The sequence below is a fragment of the Bradyrhizobium sp. NAS96.2 genome (assembly GCF_001908235.1).
Taxonomy (GTDB): Bacteria; Pseudomonadota; Alphaproteobacteria; order Rhizobiales; family Xanthobacteraceae; genus Bradyrhizobium.
The window spans coordinates 21,280-39,618 of record NZ_LGHK01000036.1 but is presented as its reverse complement, the minus strand read 5'-3'; the positions used below and the strand labels follow the sequence as shown (position 1 = coordinate 39,618).

The window sequence follows — 18,339 nt, the reverse complement described above, 5'->3', positions numbered from 1 at the left end:
TATTCGACCTAGCCTGAATTGCCGAAACAGGGCCCAGCTTGATGTTCGTGACTACCCTTGAAGCAATTCGGTCGACCACCTCGAAGCGAACCGCTTACATCAGCGGAATCCTCGCGCTTCTGGCTGTCGCCATCGTCTTTAAGGCCGTCTGGCTCGCGCGCGTGGGGCTCGGGCACGGCCGCGAGCTCGTCGACTTTGCCGCCTTCTACATCACCGCAAAACTGGTGTGGCTCGGCACAGTGGATCAGGCCTATCAGTTCGCGAAGCTGATCGTCATCCAGAGAGAGGCGTCGGGCGGGCATGATGGCTTCATGTCATGGACCTATCCGCCGCAGTTCAGCCTGCTGCTGGCTCCGTTCGCGCTGATCCCGGTCGGGATTGCCTATCTGCTGTTCGCGGCCTCGACCCTGACGCTTTACCTCGCCGTGCTGCGCCGCCTCGCAGGCGATAACTTCGTGCTCGTGCTCATCGTGTTCTTTCCGACGATCGGGATCACGCTAGCCTGCGGACAGAACGGCCTGCTGACGGCCGCGCTGATCGGAATGGCCTGCCTGTTCTTCCACGAGCGGCCAATCCTTGCGGGGACCGCCCTTGGCCTCATGATCATCAAGCCGCATCTCGCGATCGCGTTCGCGGTCTACGCCGTGCTGCGGCGGTCCTGGATCGTGGTGATGACAGCCGCCGCCGTCGTGCTGATCAGCTCAGCGATCTGCACGGCGGTCTTCGGCGTCGAGATCTGGAGTGCATTCCTGCAGAGCGTGCGCGATTCGTCGGTGTTCCTGGAGCACGGCAGTTACCCGATGCATCGCATGATCTCGATCTATGCCGCGTTGCGAACCGCGGGGTTGTCCGCGTCGGCAGCGTTTGTCGCCCAAGGTGTCGTCGCGGTGCTGGCGCTTGCCGTGGTCCTCATTGCAGCCTACCGGCCGATGCCGGCCCGCGAGCGCCTCGGCCTCGTCGCGATCGTGTCGGTCTGCATCAGCCCCTACGCCTACGACTACGACTTCCTGATCTTCAGCGTCGGCCTCGCGCTGCTGTTGCCGGCGCTGCTGACAAGTGCGCGCGAGCGGGAACGAGGGATCATCTACGCCTTGCCGATTCCGATCGGAGCGTTCGGCTACCTGCAAGCGACGCAGATGGCGTCTTCCCACAACGGCGAACAGGCGCTCAGCACGTTCTCGATCGGCGGTTTTGCGATCATTCCGCTGATCGCGCTCATTGTCGGCATTGTGCTGCTGCGCAGCTCAGGGACGGAAGCAGTCAGCGGACCGACCGTCAGATGCGCATCCGCTTGAAGATCGCCTCCGGCAGCGCGCAGATGATCGTCATCACCAGCTGGAACCGCCGGGCCACATAGATCACGTCGCGCGGCCTCGTCACATCGGCGAGGTAGATATCCTCCGCAACCCGGTCCGGATCGACGGTCAGGTGCGCCGGCAGCTTCATATGCGCGGTCATCCTGGTGCGCACGAAACCGGGCTTGACGGTGATGACGCGGACCTTGCCCGCGAGCGCGAGGCGATTGCGCAGGCCAGACAGGAATTGCGAGAAGCCGGCCTTGGCCGCGCCGTAATAGTAGTTCGACGCCCGCCCGCGATCGCCGGCGACCGAGCTGACCCCGATGATGGTTCCCGAGCCGCGCGCCTCGAAGCGTTGCGCGAATTGTTCGAGCAGCAGGCTCGGCGCCTCGAAATTGGTGCGCATGATCGTCGTCGCAAGCTCGGGATCGGTCTGCGCACGCTGTTGATCGCCGAGTTCTCCGACGACGCATACCACGGTGTCGGGGAGCACGGACAGGCCGGCGACGAAGCCTGCAAGCTGCGCGGTCTGCAGCACGTCGAGCGATTGAACCGTCGTTACGACGCCGCTGCGCGTCCTGATATCATCCGCGTTGCGCTGCGCGGCCTCGAGGTCGCGAGCGGCAAGTGTCACGCGCCAGCCCTCCCTTGCATAGCGCAGCGCCGTCGCGTGCCCGATATCCGAGCTGCCGCCGATCACCAGAATCGATTTTGTGCCGGTCATCAAATTCCAAGCCGTGCTGAAAGGTGGGAGACTAGGCGCGTATCCGCCCCGGTCTGCTGACGGATGTCCCGCAAGGCCGCAAGGCGGGGATATCCGGATTCGAATGTCGCGCGGGATTGCCGCGCGTCCTTGGCGAGGTAGAGCCGGCCGCCGGCATCGACCACCAATGCATCAAGCTCGTCAAGAAACCCGAACAGCGGGTCGCTGACCGGAAAGTCCATCGTCAATGTATAGCCTCGCAGCGGAAACGACATCGGTCCATCGCCATCGCCGAGCTGCTTGAGCACGGCAAGAAACGACGCATCGCCGCGCCGCGAGACCCGGTCCAGGATGTCAGCAAGCACGCGGCGAGCGCGCGCCTGCGGGATCACACATTGATATTGCACAAAGCCGCGCCGGCCATAGATCCTGTTCCAGTCGGCGATCGCATCGAGCGGGAAGAAGTAGGGATCCCAATGCACGAGCCGCGGTCTGCCCTGCTGCGCAGCGCCGCGGCGGAAGTACAGCTCGTTGAACGCTCGCATCGATGCGCGGTTGAGCAGCCAGCCAGGAAACAGCTCCGGCACCGATAGCCGCGACATGCGAGGGCTGGGAAACGGCGCGAGCTCGGGCCCCAGCAATTCCTTGTCACGGCGCGTGGCGTGCTCGGCCAGATAGACCAGCGATCGTCCAAGCGCAGCACCGCGTGCAAGGCAGTCGATCCAGGCCACCGAATAGGTGGCCGATGCGCTGCCTTCCAGCAGATCGATCGCCGCCTCGAGATTGCCGGCGACGCGCGTGTCCTGCCGCAGCCAGGCCGTCTCGATCGGGAGCAGCCGCAACGTCGCCTCGAGGATCATGCCGGTCAGGCCCATGCCTCCGAGCGTCGCCATGAACAGTGCAGCGTTCTCCGCGCGTGAGCAGGTGACTATCTCGCCGCTCGGCAGCGCGAGGCGGAATGACTCGACGATCGTGCCGAAGCCGCCGTCGCGATGGTGGTTCTTGCCATGCACGTCGGCCGCGATCGCGCCCCCGACGGTCACGAATTTCGTGCCGGGCACGACCTTCAGGAAAAAGCCACGCGGCCCGAACGCGGCAAGGATGTCGGCGATCGTCACGCCGGCTTCGACCGTCAACTGGGCGGTTGCGGCATCGAAGCTCCGCATCCGGTTCAGGCCGCGCGTCGAAATCGTGGTGTGCGTGCCGATCGCCGCATCGCCGTAGGCGCGGCCCGCGCCGCGCGCGACGACGCCGGACCGCCCGAGCAGATGGTCCCGTGCGCCCGCGAGCGTCCGCGGCGCCAGCAATTTGGTCGACACCTTCGGATAGTTGCCCCAGCCGGACAGGGCAATCCCGCCCGGATTGGAGCTCGCCGTCGCGCGTCCTGGCAATGCAGCCGCCGGCATCGCTAGATGGCGGCAAGCATGATGACGCCGATCGCGCCAAGCGCGACCCAGCTGGCGCGATCCCGGAGCGCGAACATCACCGGATCGTCGTCGATCAATCCGCGCTGCGCGAACAGCATCACGCGGCCGATCCAGTACATCAGGATCGGGCAGCAGACCCAAAGCAGTTGCGGATGGCTGTAGAGCGCACGAACCGTATCGGACGAGATGTAGAGCGTGAAAATCACGACGGCATTGAAGCCCGATGCCGCGGCGAGGATCGCGATCATCGACTTGTCGTCGACCTGGTAGCCGCGCGCCGCCAGGACGGCGCCGTCCGGCTGACTGGCGAGTTCGATGTGACGCTTCACCAGCGCCAGCGACATGAAGATGAACAGCGAGAACGCGAGCAGCCATTCCGACATCGGCACATTGATCGCGACCGCTCCGCCGATCACGCGGACGGTATAAAGCGCCGCCAGTACGACGACGTCGACGATCGCGACACGTTTGAGCCACAGCGAATAGGAGGTGGTCAGCGCAAAATAACCGAGCAGGACACCGCCGAATTCGACCGATATGCACAAGGCGATCGCGAATGCGGCTGTTAGCGCCAGAGCCATCGCGCCGACAGCGTGCGGCGCCGAGATCGCACCGCTTGCGATCGGACGGTCGCGCTTGGCCGGATGCGCGCGGTCGGCCCTGATGTCGAGTATGTCGTTCAGGATGTAGGCGCCTGACGCGCAGAGCGAGAATGCGATCACCGCAAGCAGCGACGTCGCCGCCGGGCCCAGCGTAAATTGATGCGCGGTCAACAGCGGCACCAGCACGAGGGCGTTCTTCGCGTATTGATGCACCCGGAGCAACTTCAGCCAGCTGTGCACACCGGCCGGCGCGGACGCAGCCGGTTCGGATCGACCGGGGCGCGCCACGCGCGATGCGAAGTCCGGCAATGCGACCGTTGCGCTGCCGATGTAGTCAAAGCCCTGGCGCAACACGGGCGGCAGGTCTTCGTTCCGCGCCACCGTCGACCGGCCAGGCGGTGCGGCAGCCCAGGCGGTGAAGACGCCGAGATGCTCGGCAACCGCGCTGACGAACGGCTCGGAGCAATTTTCCGAACAGAGATAGACCGGGCGGCCTTCGCCCAGCACCTGCAGGAGGAAGGTCACCGCGTCACGGTCGAACTGAGCGCGGGATGGATCGAAACCCGACGTATCGGCAACATGCGTCGATCGCGCTTCCGATCCGAACGCGGTAGCAATCGCCGCGGTGACCGCGAGAAAGCGACCGCTCAATTCGGCAGCGATACTCGCCGGGACGGCGCTTCCCGGCACCATCACCTCGTCGACATCGACAACGAGCGGCCGGCCGCCTGGACGCAGCGGATCGCGAAGGGCGGCGCTGCCGCCCTCTTCAACCCGTTCTGGAACGCTAGCTCGCATGCGCGCGGACTTTCGGTGGCCCCCTCCCCATTGTCCGGAGCGTTCCCTAATTTGGGGTGAATTTGGAGGCAGATGCCCGCCACACCGACGCCGGAAGGCAGCGCAAAGGCCGTTGCGGCTTCGATGAGGGGTGGAGGCGGCCGCCGATGGCGTGTGCTGCGCGCAACCAGGCGGAAAATGGCGATCCCGGGAAGACTCGAACTTCCGACCTACGGTTTAGGAAACCGTCGCTCTATCCGGCTGAGCTACGGGACCGCACCGCCCGCCGCGAAGCATGCGGGCGCAGCCCTCCCATAGCAGAGGAGCCGAATGATCGCCAGCCCGCGCCAGACCGGGCGCGCGCGAAGTTGTGCCTGGTTCGCCGCGTCGTGCGTTACGCCACCTGCCGCGCCGGATTCGCGGCGGCATCCGCCGCACTGGTCCGGCGTGCCGGCAGAAACTCGATCGCCTCATCCTTCAGCGAGCCGAACCGCAGCGTCATGATATCTAGCGCATAGTTCTGGTAGAGCCGCCACGGCCGGCGCGAGCCCTGCTTGGGGAACCTGGCAGCGGCGCGCTGGATATAGCCCGAGGAGAAATCCACCCAGGGCAGTTCGGTCACCGTCGGATCGTTCCGCCGTGGCGTCACCTGCGCGTAGCCGTTCGCCTTCATGTGGTTGAGCATGCGGCAGACATATTCGCAGGTCAGGTCGCATTTCAGCGTCCAGGATGCGTTGGTGTAGCCGAACGCCGCGGCGAGGTTCGGCACGCCCGAGTACATCAGCCCCTTGTAGTTCATGGTCTTCGACAGATCGATGGGCGCGCCGTCGACCTTGATCTCGAGCCCGCCGAGCACCTGCAGATCGAGGCCGGTCGCGGTCACCACAACGTCGGCATCGAGCACGTTGCCGGACTTCAGCTTGATGCCGCCGGGCGTGAAGGTCTCGATCTGTTCGGTAACGACGGACGATCCGCCGCTGCGCAAGGATCGAAAGAGATCGCCGTTCGGCACCAGGCAAAGCCGCTGGTCCCACGGATTGTAGCGCGGCGTGAAATGCGTCGCGATATCGTAGTCGGGGCCGAGCGCGTGGCGCACGCCGCCGAGGATCAGCTTCTTCACGCGCTCCGGATGGCGCTTGCAGAGCCGGTAGAAATACATCCCGAACAGCACGTTCTTCCAGCGCGTGAGGCCGTAGGCGAGCTTCGCCGGCAGCCGCGCCCGCAGCCAGTTGGCGACCTTATCCTCGTCCGGCCGCGCCACGACATAGGTCGGTGAACGCTGCAGCATCGTGACATGGGCGGCGGTCTTGGCCATTTCCGGCACCAGGGTCACAGCGGTCGCGCCGCTGCCGATCACCACCACCTTCTTGCCGGCATAGTCGATGTCGTCGGTCCATTTCTGCGGATGGACGACGCGGCCGGCGAAATCGGCGATGCCGGGGAAGTCAGGCGTGTAGCCGTGCTCATATTTGTAGTAGCCGCTGCACATGAACAGGAAGTTGCAGGTGAGACGCTCGATCGTCTGCTCCGGCCCACGCTCGACTTCGACCGTCCACTGCGAATCGGCCGACGACCAGTCGGCGCGCACGACGCGGTGGTTGAAGCGGATCTTCTTGTCGATGCCATACGCGCGCGCGGTCTCGCGCACATAGTTCAGGATCGACGGCCCGTCGGCGATCGCCTTCGGCTCGGTCCACGGCCGGAACGAATAGCCGAGCGTGTACATGTCGGAGTCGGAGCGGATGCCGGGATAGCGGAACAGGTCCCAGGTCCCGCCGATGCAATCGCGGCCTTCGAGAATGGCGTAGCTGCGGTCCGGACAGTTGGTTTGCAGATGATAGCCGGCGCCGATGCCCGACAACCCGGCACCCACGATCAACACGTCGAACTGAGCGGACATGCACTGACCCTCCCGTGGCAGAATTGACAATCTTTATTGTCAGATAACTTGACATCTGACAATGGCTCATGTCAATACACTTTTCATGGCAAGCAGCCGGAAAGCCCGCCTCTATGGCGGTATGGACGCCGACGAGCGCCGCACCGAGCGGCGGCTGAAGCTGATCGACGCGGCGATCGAGGTCTATGGCGAGGTCGGCTATCGCAGCGCGACTGTGAAGGCGATCTGCGAGGCCGCTGAGCTGACCGAGCGCTATTTCTACGAGTCCTTCGCCAACAGCGAAGCGCTGCTGATCGCCGCCTACAACCATGTCGTCGGCCATCTGCACGAGGAAATGACGGCTGCCGCCGCGGCGGCCGGCGACGATGCCGAAGCAAGACTGCACGCCGCGCTGACGCTGTATTTTACCCGGCTGAAGCAGCATCCGAAGCCGGCGCGGGTCTTCCTGCTGGAAATCTCCGGCATCAGCCCGGCGGTCGATGCCGTCAAGCTCGACGCCGGGCGTGTCTTCAGCGACATCCTGGTGCCGCCGGTGCTCGATGCGAAACACGGAGACAGGGGCGCGGCTGCGACGCTGCTCTCGACCGGCATGGTCGGCGCGGTTATCTCGATCGCGCTACGCTGGGTCTCGAAGCAATATCCGCAAACCGTGGAGGACGTCGTCGCGATCGCCGCCAGCTTCTGCCGCGTCGCATTAACCGAGGCCGATCGCCGCCGGGACTTGCGTTTGCGGTAGCGGGGGGGGGTCCACACCGCTCGCCGATTTTCGATTATGTTTCGCCGGGGTTTCCGGCCTGGCCCGAGGCTGCGCCGCTGATTTAGCTTGCATGACCGGCGGCCTGGGTTGTCTTATGCCCGGTACCGGGCGCAACCAGGCTTTCTTGTTTCGCCTTGCGAAACAACGAAAAACTGCATCAGGCGGAGCTTAAGCCTTTGGTCGACGTGCACAGGCTGGACGACGTGACCTCGCGCCTTGGCGACGTGGTTCTCGATCCCGCGACCTGGCCGTCCTTCATGGACGAGGTCTGCGCGGCCGTCGGCGCGACCGGGGCTGCGATGCTTCAGAGCGATATCCGCACCGAGGACATTCCGCGCTCGGAATCGATCAGCGAATATTTCACCAAGACCTATTTCCCGCAGAATTTTCATCTCACCGACATCCGCGCGGCACGCGGCGTGCCCCTGATGCTGGCTGGCACCAATGTCATCACCGATGCGGACCTGTTCGGTGGCGAAGAGGAGATGCTGCGCGACCCGCTCTATGCGACGCTCGGCGAGTTCGGGCTGAAATGGTTTGCGGGGATCGGCTTCCGCGCCGGCCCGGCATTGTGGGCACTGAGCATCCAGCGTTCGCCGAAGGAAGGCATGTTCGACGCCGACGAGGTCAAGGCACTCTCGCGCGTGTCGGCACGGCTGACTGAAGCCGCGACGCTGTCCACCGTCGTCGGCCGCTCGGCGATCTCGGGCATCACCAGTGCGCTCGACCTGATCCAGGTCGCGGCGATTGCCGTCGGCCGCTTCGGCGCCGTCATCGGCATGAACGCCCACGCGGAAAGCTGCCTCGGCCATGACCTTGCGATCCGCAACAACCGCCTCACTCTGCTCGACCGGCAGGCCAATGCCGATCTGACCCGGCTGATTGATCTGCTGGCCCACAGTTCGGACCTGCACCCGCTCCCGACAGCGCCGATCGTGGTGCGCAGGATCGACAAGCGGCCGATCGTGATCCAGATGCAGCCGGTGCCTCCCGCCGCGCGCTCACCGTTCCTGGGCGCGCGCGCGATCCTGTTGATCCGCGATCTCGAAGGCAGCGCCGCATTCGATTCTGCGCTGCTGGCGGCGACCTTCGAACTGACGCCGGCGCAGGCACGCCTCGCCACGCGGCTTGCGCGCGGCGATTCAGTCGAAGCGGCGGCACAGGAGGCCGGCGTTGCCCTTGCCACCGCGCGCAATCAGCTCAAGACGATTTTCCAGAAAACCGGCACGCATCGGCAGGCGGAACTGGTCGCATTGCTGCACCGGGTGAAGTGAGCAATTCGAGACGAATTGTTCTGAAGTTCCGGTCACCTTCGCTGAAAATTCTTGAGATATTCCAATACCGCACGGCTGTGTTCCACCGGACACAGGGGTATCGGCGGCATTCCACAGGGTGAGGGAAATCGTCGGGTTCCCGGGTGACAAGCGTCACTAAAATGGCGACAATCTGCTCACTCTGTGTCGTTCGGGTTTGCTTGCAATGTCCGTGATGCCGTCACGATCATCGACGTTGGCTGTTGCCGTGTTTGTCGCCGCGTTTGCGCTGGCGCCGATGCGTGCGCATGCGCAATGGTGGCGCAGCGCCCCGAAGGATTTCGAGGATTGCGCCGACCTCGCCGAGAAGGCGAAGACCAAGCAAGACAAGACCGCGCAACTCGCCGACTGCAACGCCAAGTTTGCCGGACGCCGCAAGCCCGGCGGCGGCTACACCTATTACGACTTCATGCAGGACCGCAGCTTCGACATCGCCGGTCCCAATCCGACGCCGGACGAGCAGAAGAAGATCGACCAGGAATATACCGGCTATCTCGAGAAGGAGCGCCGTTCCAGCATTGTCGCGGCGTTCAATGCCAAGCAGCTCGAGCGGCAGGAAAAGCAGGAGCGGCCGCCGCAGATCCAGCAAGCGTCATTGCACAATGAGCCCGTGCACAGCGAGGCGGCAAAAGTCCCCGCCCCGATCGCACGGCCGGCGAAGCCACGGGTCGCCGCCGTGCCTCTTCCTAGGGTGCGGCCACAGGCCGGAAGCTGCGTGAAGGGCTCGTTCTCCTGCGAATGGCCGCGGCTCTCCGAAGGATTGGACGGTCTGAAGAAACTGTTCACGCCAGCATCGCCGCCGCCGACCAAGGTTGCGAAGCGCAACTGACGCTAGACTAGTCAGTCCGTAATCACCATCGCCCAGAACCTGCGATACGGCGACTTCGGATTGTCGACATAGGCGACCCCGACGCGCTTGGCGCCCGGCATCAGCAGGTTCTCGCGGTGCCCCGCCGAGTTCTCCCACTGCTTCAGCATCTCGGCGAAGGCGATGAAGCCGGCGCCGATATTTTCTGCGGCCCGCTGCTTCTTCAGAGGTGCGATGCGCGTGAAGAAGCTGCCGCCGGCGGAATGGCTGACCGATCCCGTCGCCGACATCGCCTGCGCCTGCTTCAGCGCCATCGCATTCAGCTTCGCATTGAGCTTCACCGCCGGCATGCGGTTGGCGCGCCGGTAGGCACTGATCGAGCCGGCATAGTCGGCGGCGCTTGCAGCCGTGGTCAGGCCGAGCACAAGGGTCAGCGCGAGGAATACTGATCTCATCACAAGTCGTCGGATCATGGCGCCAAAAGCGATGTGGTTGTCGATGTCGCACCCGTCATGCGAAAATGATTGGTGCAAGACGAGCGATCATCTATAGGGGATCCACACATGAGCGAACAGCAGTCATCGCCGTTTCACGCGATCAAGGCGATCGACTATACTGTGATCTTCGTGCGCGACATGGCGGCGATGCGCCGCTTTTATGAGGATATCCTCCGATTTCCGCTGATCCGCGAGCTGTCACCGAACTGGATCGAGTTCCGTGTCGGCGGCAACACGTTGGCGCTCGCGAAACCGAGCCGCACCGCTGACGATGCGCCGATACCTGGCGGCACCGCTGCGCTACAGCTCGCGTTCAAGGTGTTGCCGGCCCAGGTCGATCAATGCGCCGACGAACTGGTGCGCCTCGGTTTCGCGCTGCTGTCACCGCCCACCAACCAATCCTTCGGACACCGCACGCTGTTCTTCCGCGATCCCGACGGTAATCTGCTCGAAGTTTACGCGGATATCTAGCCGCTGAGGTCTTCTCTGCGATCAGCGTGTGCGAGCGCGCTTGTGATGGCGATGCATGACCGGCTTGTGCACAGGCATGGCCGATCGGCTGGATGCCGCGGCCGCCGCGCGCTGCTCCTGCAAGCGCGCATCATAGCCCGGCGATGGTGTGACGGTGGGCGGTGCCGCGCGAACCGGGCCGAAGCCCAGCGCAACGAGCGAGAGCAACATGATGCAAGATCGCTTCATGATGTCACCTCCTCGGTTGTCCATCGCGAATCTGCTCAGCCGTCAGCCCCGGCGAGCCCTTGCCGTCGGCCTCGGCCTTCCGGATCAGCGCGATGATGCGGCGCGACAGCGGAGCCTCGAGCCCGCGGCGATCCGCGATCGCGGTGATCACGCCCTGCAGATAGTCGATCTCGGTGCGGCGGCGACGCTGCAGATCCTCCCACATCGAGGAGCGCGCTTCCGGATCGATCTTCATGGTTCGGCCAAGCAGCATGCCGAACAGTGCATCAGGCAGCCGCAGCAGATGCGGCATCCAGCTCGACGGCAGCGGCGTCGGCGACACCGGCGCGATGCCTTCGGCGCGAACCGCGGCCAAACCCTCCGCCATCTGGTCGGCGAACAGTTGCCGCCAACCGCGCTGCGCGAGCTGTTGCCGCAGCGGAATGTTGGACAGCGCATTGAGCGCGTTGTTGAGATTGACGATCAGCTTGCCCCACTGCACGCCGTCGATATTGGCGGTAGCCTTGATCGCAAGACCGGGCACCGAAAGCCGTGCCGCGGTGCCGGCATCATCCTGCGCGATCACGATGTCGCCCGAGGTCGAGCGATGAAAGCGGCCGTCGCCGAGCGCGACCACGTTGAACGGCACCATGCCGCCGAGCACCTTGCGGCCTAGCAAGCGATCGCGCAGCAGCGGCACATTGCCGACGCCATTCTGCAGGCTGATCACCGCGGTGTCAGTGGATGCGTGGCGCGCGATCAGTTCGGCGATCTCGCCGGTATCAGCGCTCTTCACCGTCACCAGCACGGTCTGGGCGTCGCGCAGGATCGACGGATCGTCGGACAGAATGAGCCGGTCGGCCGGCACCATCCGCTCCGAACCGTCGAAACTGCTCACCCGCAAGCCGTTGCCTGCGATCTCCTGGATCAGCCGCGGCCGCGCCAGCAATGCGACGCGGCGGCCCGACGCAGCCAGCATGCCGCCGACGAAGCAACCGATGCTTCCGGCACCCGCAATCCCGATCGGCCGGTCCGCGTTCATCTGGCTAAACGTCCGTTCATCAGAGCTCGATAGCAGACCTCGATAGCAGACTTCGATAGCAGACCTGGGGTTGCCTGCCTATTTCGATGCGCCGCCGCCGGGTGGCCCGCCTTGTAACCGTCATGGGCCGAAGCTATGTTTCCCGCTCGGGGCACGGTTGCGGCAGGAGACGATCATGGGTTTACTCGACGTACTCAACGGCATGCAGAACGGCCCCCGCGGACCGAGCGCGCCAAGCGCACCATCCGACAGTTCGAGCAGCGGCGGAATGTCGCCGATGACCATGGCCATCCTGGCGCTGCTCGCCTGGAAGGCGGTCAAGCATTTCACCGGCGGCCAGCCGGGCGCAACCACTCCTCAGCCGACCCCGGCGCAGGCGCCACAGCTTCCCGGCAATGTCACCGCTGGTCTGCCCGGCGGCGCTGGTGGCGGCGGGCTGGGTGATCTGCTCAAGGGCGGGCTTGGCGGTCTTCTCGCCGGCGGCGCGGCCGGCACCGTGCTCAGCGGCGGCCTCGGAGATCTGCTCAACCAGCTGCAGCAGAAGGGCCATGGCGATACGGCGAACTCCTGGGTCAGCAATGGTCCCAACAAGCAGATATCGCCCGGCGATCTCGCCAACGCGCTCGGCGCCGACCAGATCGACTCGCTGGCGTCGCAGAGCGGCATGTCGCGCGACCAATTGCTGCAGGGCTTGAGCCAGTATCTGCCCGACGCGATCAATCATCTGACGCCGGACGGGCGGCTGCCGAGCGGCGACGAACTGCGCGGCAGGCTTTAGCGGCAGCGTTGATTGCATCTGAGGAGGACGACAGTCATGGGCGGCATCATCTGGGTCATCATCGTCGGCTTTGTCGCGGGGATCATCGCGCGGTTCCTGTCACCGGGACCGAACAATCCCAGCGGATTCATTCTCACCACCGTGCTCGGCATCGCCGGCGCCTTTCTCGCGACCTTCATCGGCCAGGCCATCGGCCATTACGGTCCTGAACAGGGCGCTGGCTTCATCACCGCCACGATCGGCGCGCTGGTGGTGCTGTTCATCTGGAACCGGCTGGTCGCGGCACGCGTGATCCCGGATATCGGAAACAAGTGACGGCAAGCCGAACACTGGCTCAAAATAAAAATGCCCGGGCTGCCCCGGGCATTTTCGTTTCTGCAGCGGCACTGCGTCACTGAATGAGGTGCATGCCGGCGTCCATGCGGACGAATTCACCGGTCATGTTGCTCGACGCCGGGCTCGCCAGGAAGCAGACCAGATTGGCGATATCTTCGGCCGTTGACGCAACCTTCAGCGGCACCCGCGCGACCACGGTATCGCGCACCTGCTTCGCGCCGGCCTCGCCGCGGCCCTTGGTGAACCACGGCGTATCGATATAGCCCGGACACACCGTGTTGACACGGATCAGCGGCGCCAGCGCGCGCGCCAGCGACTGCGTCATGGTGTTGAGCGCGCCCTTGCTCGCGGCATAGGCCACCGACGATCCGCCACCGGAAATGCCGGCGACCGAGGAGACGTTGACCACCGCCGACGGACAACCCGAGGCTTTCGCGCCGGCCTCAAGCAGCGCACGCGCGGCGCGAACCATCTGGAACGGGCCGATGGTGTTGACGGCATAAATGCGCTGGAAATCGTCCGCGGTCAGGCCGTCGAGATCGTGATGCGGCACGTGCTTGGTGGTGCCGGCATTGTTGACGAGCACGTCGAGCCGGCCCCAGCCTTGCGCGGCGGCCGCGATCTTCTTGCAATCCTCATCGCGCGAGACGTCGCCCTGCACCACCAGCACCTCGGCGCCCTGCTTGCGGCAGGCTTCCGCGGTCGCTTCGGCTTCCGCCTTGCTGTTGGAATAGTTGATGATGAGGCGCGCGCCGTGCGTGGCGAGGATTTGCGCGGTAGCGGCGCCGAGGCCCGATGCCGATCCGGTCACGATCGCGCACAAACCATCCTTGGACATCTGCATTTTCCTTGTTGTTGTGAGCCAGATGATCTCCGGCGGTGGCATACCATATCGCGCGGAAATACACCTGCAAACCGCGCCGGTCCATTACAAATAGGCGTTCGGGCCCTTCTGCAGGCTGGCCCATTGCGCAGCGTCATGGCCGCAGATGATCTTGACGCCTGACGCCTCGAGCCTGGCAATCTCGTCGAGCGATTTCAGGAATTGATCGACATCGAGGCTGTTCCGCGGAGAAATTCGCTGGTCGAGATTGGCGCGCACGCTCAGCGCGTCGGCGGCAAGCAGGAATTCGCCGCTCTGGTCCAGCTTGACCAGCGCGCCGGTCGTTCCCTTGGAATGTCCCGGCAGCGGGACCAGCGTCAAATTGCCGTCGCCGAACAAATCCATCTGCTTATCGAAGATCTCCATCTTCAGCGGATGGTCCCAATCCGCTTTGATGTATCCGCGATCGAACGCGTTATCGGCATTCGCGGCCTCGACCTCCAGCGCGTGGACGAAGATCGTCGCCTTCTTGAAGAAGGCGTTGCAGCCGCAATGATCGGTGTGCAGGTGGGAACAGATCACCACGTCGATATCATCAGGCCCAAGTCCGACAGCCTTCAGGCTTGTCAGCACGTGATCGTCCGCCGGCATGATCGGGCGCATGTATTTGGCAAGCGTGCCGAGCCGCCCTTCGGGGTCGGTCGCGACATCGGGATGGCATCCGGTGTCGAACAGCACATTGCCCTGCGTATGCCGCAACAGCACGCAGGACACCGGAAGGTCGATCGTCTCGCCGCGCGGCGCATCAGGCAGATAGGTCCGCTTGGACATCCGCAGGCGTCCACCCGACAACATATGCATCTTCATCACGGCACCTCTGATTTCAGCCTCAAGCTAAACATGGGTTGACGGAAACTCATATGCCCTCGCTCTACCTGGCCTCGGCGGCGGGGCCGAGCGCCATGAACCTGCCGCCTCCTGCGGACCATGACCCAGTTTCATCTGGCGGACTGAAGCGGTGCCGCCGGCCAATCTGCTGCCGCGCGTGGCATACAAACCGAGGCGCTCGAAAGTTCACAATGCGGAATTCACACGCCGCACCCGGCTTTATGCCATCTGCGCAAGTGGCCCTGCGGGCAACGCTTGTCACGGCTATGGCTTTTCCGCATCATTGAGCGCAAGACAACACCGCAAGCAGGGCCTGCCTGGCGGCCGGACCCAAGCCAATCAACACGAGGAACGCTGTGGCGGAGAGTGAAAACATCGTCGCCGAGACCGCGGAAAAGATTTTCGCCGATCTCGCGGATGCCCAGACCATCAATCACGACAAGCAGGGCGCATGGAAGGCGCCGCTCTGGCAAGCGTTGACCGAAGCCGGCCTGCCGCTGTCCTGGGTGCCCGACGATCTCGGCGGTTCCGGCGCCAGCCTCGCGGAAGGTTTCAGCGTTCTCAACGTCGCAGGCCGCCATGCGATTGCTGTTCCGCTGGCCGAAACAATGCTGGCCGGCTGGCTGTTGACGCAGGGCAAGATCGCCTCCCCGGAAGGCGAGATGACCGTGCTGCCGGCAAGCCCGAAGGACCGCGTCACGCTCAATGCCGACGGCTCACTCTCCGGCCGCGCCCGCGGCGTGCCGTTTGCCAAGGACGCGAAACATTTCGCGGTGCTGGCGAGCGGCACTGGCGGCATCTCGATCGCGCTGGTCGATGCCGCGAAGTGCCGGATCGAATCCAGCATCGGCCTTGGCGGCGATCACAACGACACCGTCACGCTCGACAAGGTGCAGCCGGTCACGACCAAGCCGGCGCCCAAGGGCTTTGACCAGACCACGCTGATGCTGATGGGCGGCGTGGTGCGCAGCCTGCAGATCGCCGGCGCGCTGGAAGCGATGCTCGACATCTCGGTGCGCTATTCCAACGAGCGCGTCGCCTTCGAGAAGAAGATCTCCAAATTCCAGGCGGTGCAGCACAACCTCGCCCGCCTCGCCGGCGAGAACGCCGCGGCGCTGGCCGCCGCGACCTCGGCGGCCGACACCATCGTCAACGCCAAGTCGCTCGACAATGACGCGGTATTCCTCGAAGCCGCGGCGGCGAAGATCCGCTGCTCGGAAGCTGCCGAGAAGGGCAGCGGCATTGCGCATCAGGTGCATGGCGCGATCGGTTTCACCATCGAGCACATCCTGCACCGCTATTCGCTGCGCGCGCTGGCCTGGCGCGACGATTTCGGCTCGGAGAGCTACTGGGCGGTCGAGCTCGGCAAGCTGGTCGCCGACCGCGGCGCCGATGAATTGTGGCCGCTGGTGGCTTCGCGCTGAGATCAGGACAGAACAATCAGGACTGGACATCATGACTGCAGCCCTTCGTTTCGATCCGATCCGCCTGCCGGAAAAATGCGAGCAGCTCCGCAAGGAAGTGCGCGCCTTCCTCGCCGAGGAAATCGCCGCCGGCACCTTCGATCCCCACGCGCCGAACCGCGAGGACAATGACGCGCCGGAATTCTCCCGCCGCGTCGGCGCCAAGGGTTGGCTCGGCATGACCTGGCCGAAGAAATATGGCGGCCAGGAACGCTCGTTCCTCGAGCGTTATGTGGTGACCGAGGAGATGCGGGTGGCGAATGCGCCGACCCGGCGCTTCTTCGTCGCCGATCGCCAGAGCGGGCCGGTGCTGCTGAAATACGCGCCCGAGCACATCAAGATGGACATCCTGCCGCGGATCTGCCGCGGCGAGGTGTGCTTTGCCATCGGCATGAGCGAGCCGAATTCCGGCTCCGATTTGTTCGCGGCGAAGACCCGCGCCACCAAGACCGACGGCGGCTATCTGATCAACGGCACCAAGGTCTGGACCTCGTCGGCGCACATCGCCGACTACATGATCGCGATCTTCCGGACCTCGCCGCCGACCAAGGAAAACCGCCGCCACGGCCTGACCCAGTTCCTGGTCAAGATGAAGCAGCCGGGCATCCAGGTGAACCCGATCGGCCAGATCACGGGCCAGTTCGAGTTCAACGAGGTGGTGTTCACCGACTATTTCGTGCCCGAGGATCACGTGCTGGGCGAGGTCGACGGCGCCTGGAAGCAGGCGACGTCAGAGCTCGCCTATGAGCGGAGTGGCCCCGAGCGCTTCCTCGAGACCTACTATGTGCTCACCGAGCTGGTGCGTGCGGTCGGCAAGAACCCGGACACCCGCAGCGCCGAGGGCATCGGCCGCCTGGTTGCGCAGGTGCACACCATGCGCCGCATGTCAGTGTCGGTCGCGGGTATGTTGCAGGCCGGCAAGGAGCCGGTGGTGGAAGCCTCCATCGTCAAGGACATCGGCACGGTGTGGGAGCAGCAACTGCCGCATCGGGTGCGCGATCTTGCGGCCTTCGTCGAGGAGACGGCGACCAACCGCGAGACGCTGGAAAAGCAGCTCGATTTCGCCATCAAGACCGCACCCAAGCTGACGATCCAGGGCGGCACCACGGAAGTGCTGCGCGGCATCATCGCCCGCGGGCTCGGTTTGCGCTGATGACCAATGGGACCGATGCTCTCACCGCAAGCTCCTGCACCTCTCCCATCGGGAGAGGTCGGCGCGCAGCGCCGGGTGAGGGGTCAGGGTCCCTCGAGAGAGCAGAACCCCTCACCCGATTTGCTGGCGCAAATCGACCTCTCCCCTTGGGAGAGGTGACACCGTTCGCGCCGCGAGACTGCAGCCTTACCGGAGACAAGAGATGACCAAGTACACTGATATCGGCGTCGAGACCCACGGCCATGTCGGCCTGATTGAAATCCGCAAACCGCCGCTGAACTTCTTCGACGTCGCGCTGATCAACCAGATCGCGGACGCGCTGGAGGAGTTCGACAACAATATCGAGATCCGCGCCTCGGTGCTCGCAGCGCAGGGCAAGGCGTTCTGCGCCGGCGCCAATTTCGGCGATCCGGCCCGCCAGGAGCAGGAGGAGCGCGCCAAGAGCGATCCGGCTTCGAACCTGCCGATCAACCATCTCTACGTTCAGGCGGTGCGCATCTTCCGCAACAAGAAGCCGATCGTCGCGGCGATCCATGGCGCCGCGATCGGTGGCGGTCTCGGGCTTGCCGTCTCCGCCGATTTCCGCGTCGCTTGCCCCGAAGCGCGCTTCTCGGCGAATTTCACCAAGCTCGGCTTCCATCCGGGCTTCGGCCTGACCACGACTCTGCCGGAGCTGATCGGCAAGAACAACGCCGAGCTGATGTTCTACACCAGCCGCCGCGTCACCGGCGAAGAGGCCTATCGCTGGGGCCTTGCCAACGTGCTGGTGCCGCAGGATCAGGTGCGCGCCGAGGCGATGAAGCTCGCGCAGGAGATCGCCGAATGCTCGCCGCTCGGCCTGGTCTCGACCCGCGCCACCATGCGCGCCGGCCTCGCCGACCGCGTGCTCGCCGCAACCAACCACGAGTTGGAAGAGCAGACCAAGCTGCGCGCCACCGAAGACTTCAAGGAAGGCGTCAAGGCCACCGCCGAGCGCCGCGTCGCGAACTTCAAGGGGCGGTAGCCGCGAGAGCAGCTCCCTCAACATGGTCGTCCCGGCGAAAGCCGGGACCCATAACCACTGAACTGAGTTGTAAGAGAAGCCGACGCCGCTTGT

18 protein-coding genes and 1 tRNA gene are annotated in these 18,339 nt (G+C 64.6%); 10 read left to right on the top strand and 9 right to left on the bottom strand.

Going from position 1 to position 18,339, the window contains the following annotated elements:
- Positions 1-41 precede the first annotated feature (41 nt).
- On the top strand, positions 42-1,295 hold the full coding sequence (locus AC628_RS09815) for a glycosyltransferase family 87 protein (RefSeq protein WP_074126650.1): 1,254 nt from the start codon (positions 42-44) through the stop codon (positions 1,293-1,295).
- Here AC628_RS09815 and AC628_RS09810 read toward each other — a convergent pair.
- From AC628_RS09810 to AC628_RS09790, 5 genes are all read right to left on the bottom strand, one after another.
- Positions 1,276-2,022 (bottom strand): SDR family oxidoreductase, encoded by a 747-nt coding sequence (locus AC628_RS09810; RefSeq protein ID WP_074126649.1) that lies wholly within the window; start codon positions 2,020-2,022, stop codon positions 1,276-1,278. The genes AC628_RS09815 and AC628_RS09810 overlap by 20 nt on opposite strands.
- Positions 2,022-3,407, bottom strand: coding sequence for an FAD-binding oxidoreductase (locus tag AC628_RS09805; RefSeq protein ID WP_083632745.1), 1,386 nt, complete (start codon positions 3,405-3,407; stop codon positions 2,022-2,024). The genes AC628_RS09810 and AC628_RS09805 overlap by 1 nt, the downstream gene beginning before the upstream one ends.
- A 2-nt stretch (positions 3,408-3,409) precedes the next feature.
- Positions 3,410-4,828 carry a UbiA family prenyltransferase gene (locus tag AC628_RS09800; RefSeq protein WP_074126648.1) on the bottom strand — a complete coding sequence of 473 codons (1,419 nt, stop codon included), beginning with the start codon at positions 4,826-4,828 and terminating at the stop codon, positions 3,410-3,412.
- A 178-nt stretch (positions 4,829-5,006) separates the two neighbouring features.
- Positions 5,007-5,083, bottom strand: a tRNA-Arg gene (locus tag AC628_RS09795).
- Positions 5,084-5,201: 118 nt separating this feature from the next.
- Positions 5,202-6,707: a flavin-containing monooxygenase gene (locus AC628_RS09790; RefSeq protein WP_074126647.1), complete on the bottom strand. Its 1,506-nt coding sequence runs from the start codon at positions 6,705-6,707 to the stop codon at positions 5,202-5,204.
- 85 nt (positions 6,708-6,792) lie between these two features.
- Here AC628_RS09790 and AC628_RS09785 point away from each other — a divergent pair, with 85 nt between their 5' ends.
- The 3 genes from AC628_RS09785 to AC628_RS09775 all read left to right on the top strand — a co-directional run bounded on the left by AC628_RS09785 (position 6,793) and on the right by AC628_RS09775 (position 9,606).
- Positions 6,793-7,443 (top strand): TetR/AcrR family transcriptional regulator, encoded by a 651-nt coding sequence (locus AC628_RS09785; RefSeq protein WP_143201518.1) that lies wholly within the window; start codon positions 6,793-6,795, stop codon positions 7,441-7,443.
- A gap of 224 nt (positions 7,444-7,667) precedes the next feature.
- Entirely contained in the window at positions 7,668-8,738 is a 1,071-nt protein-coding gene (locus tag AC628_RS09780) for a helix-turn-helix transcriptional regulator (RefSeq protein WP_143201517.1), read from the top strand.
- A 214-nt stretch (positions 8,739-8,952) separates the two neighbouring features.
- Complete coding sequence (locus AC628_RS09775) at positions 8,953-9,606, top strand: hypothetical protein (protein WP_083632749.1); 654 nt, start codon at positions 8,953-8,955, stop codon at positions 9,604-9,606.
- Between the two features lie 11 nt (positions 9,607-9,617).
- Here AC628_RS09775 and AC628_RS09770 read toward each other — a convergent pair whose 3' ends face one another.
- Positions 9,618-10,040 carry a CAP domain-containing protein gene (locus tag AC628_RS09770; protein ID WP_074126643.1) on the bottom strand — a complete coding sequence of 141 codons (423 nt, stop codon included), beginning with the start codon at positions 10,038-10,040 and terminating at the stop codon, positions 9,618-9,620.
- Between the two features lie 108 nt (positions 10,041-10,148).
- Between AC628_RS09770 and AC628_RS09765 the strand changes: the two genes are divergently transcribed.
- Positions 10,149-10,553, top strand: a complete 405-nt coding sequence (locus AC628_RS09765) for a VOC family protein (RefSeq protein WP_074126642.1) — start codon at positions 10,149-10,151, stop codon at positions 10,551-10,553.
- A gap of 232 nt (positions 10,554-10,785) precedes the next feature.
- Here AC628_RS09765 and AC628_RS09755 read toward each other — a convergent pair whose 3' ends face one another.
- Entirely contained in the window at positions 10,786-11,802 is a 1,017-nt protein-coding gene (locus AC628_RS09755; RefSeq protein WP_074126640.1) for a 2-dehydropantoate 2-reductase, read from the bottom strand.
- A gap of 175 nt (positions 11,803-11,977) precedes the next feature.
- Here AC628_RS09755 and AC628_RS09750 point away from each other — a divergent pair, with 175 nt between their 5' ends.
- Both AC628_RS09750 and AC628_RS09745 read left to right on the top strand, forming a co-directional pair.
- Entirely contained in the window at positions 11,978-12,580 is a 603-nt protein-coding gene (locus tag AC628_RS09750) for a YidB family protein (RefSeq protein ID WP_074126639.1), read from the top strand.
- 36 nt (positions 12,581-12,616) lie between these two features.
- Positions 12,617-12,895 carry a GlsB/YeaQ/YmgE family stress response membrane protein gene (locus AC628_RS09745; RefSeq protein WP_021080200.1) on the top strand — a complete coding sequence of 93 codons (279 nt, stop codon included), beginning with the start codon at positions 12,617-12,619 and terminating at the stop codon, positions 12,893-12,895.
- Positions 12,896-12,971: 76 nt separating this feature from the next.
- Here the strand turns inward: AC628_RS09745 and AC628_RS09740 are convergent, their stop codons facing one another.
- Positions 12,972-13,754, bottom strand: a complete 783-nt coding sequence (locus AC628_RS09740; protein WP_074126663.1) for an SDR family NAD(P)-dependent oxidoreductase — start codon at positions 13,752-13,754, stop codon at positions 12,972-12,974.
- Positions 13,755-13,844: 90 nt separating this feature from the next.
- Positions 13,845-14,570, bottom strand: coding sequence for an N-acyl homoserine lactonase family protein (locus AC628_RS09735; RefSeq protein ID WP_245321116.1), 726 nt, complete (start codon positions 14,568-14,570; stop codon positions 13,845-13,847).
- 413 nt (positions 14,571-14,983) lie between these two features.
- On the opposite strand from AC628_RS09735, the gene AC628_RS09730 reads away from it, so the two are divergent.
- The 3 genes from AC628_RS09730 (at position 14,984) to AC628_RS09720 (ending at position 18,246) form a co-directional block, all read left to right on the top strand.
- Positions 14,984-16,051 carry an acyl-CoA dehydrogenase family protein gene (locus AC628_RS09730; RefSeq protein WP_074126637.1) on the top strand — a complete coding sequence of 356 codons (1,068 nt, stop codon included), beginning with the start codon at positions 14,984-14,986 and terminating at the stop codon, positions 16,049-16,051.
- A gap of 31 nt (positions 16,052-16,082) precedes the next feature.
- Positions 16,083-17,243: an acyl-CoA dehydrogenase family protein gene (locus AC628_RS09725; protein WP_074126636.1), complete on the top strand. Its 1,161-nt coding sequence runs from the start codon at positions 16,083-16,085 to the stop codon at positions 17,241-17,243.
- Between the two features lie 202 nt (positions 17,244-17,445).
- The gene (locus AC628_RS09720; protein ID WP_074126635.1) at positions 17,446-18,246 is read left to right on the top strand and encodes an enoyl-CoA hydratase/isomerase family protein; all 801 of its coding nucleotides are present in this window, start codon (positions 17,446-17,448) and stop codon (positions 18,244-18,246) included.
- Positions 18,247-18,339 lie beyond the last annotated feature (93 nt).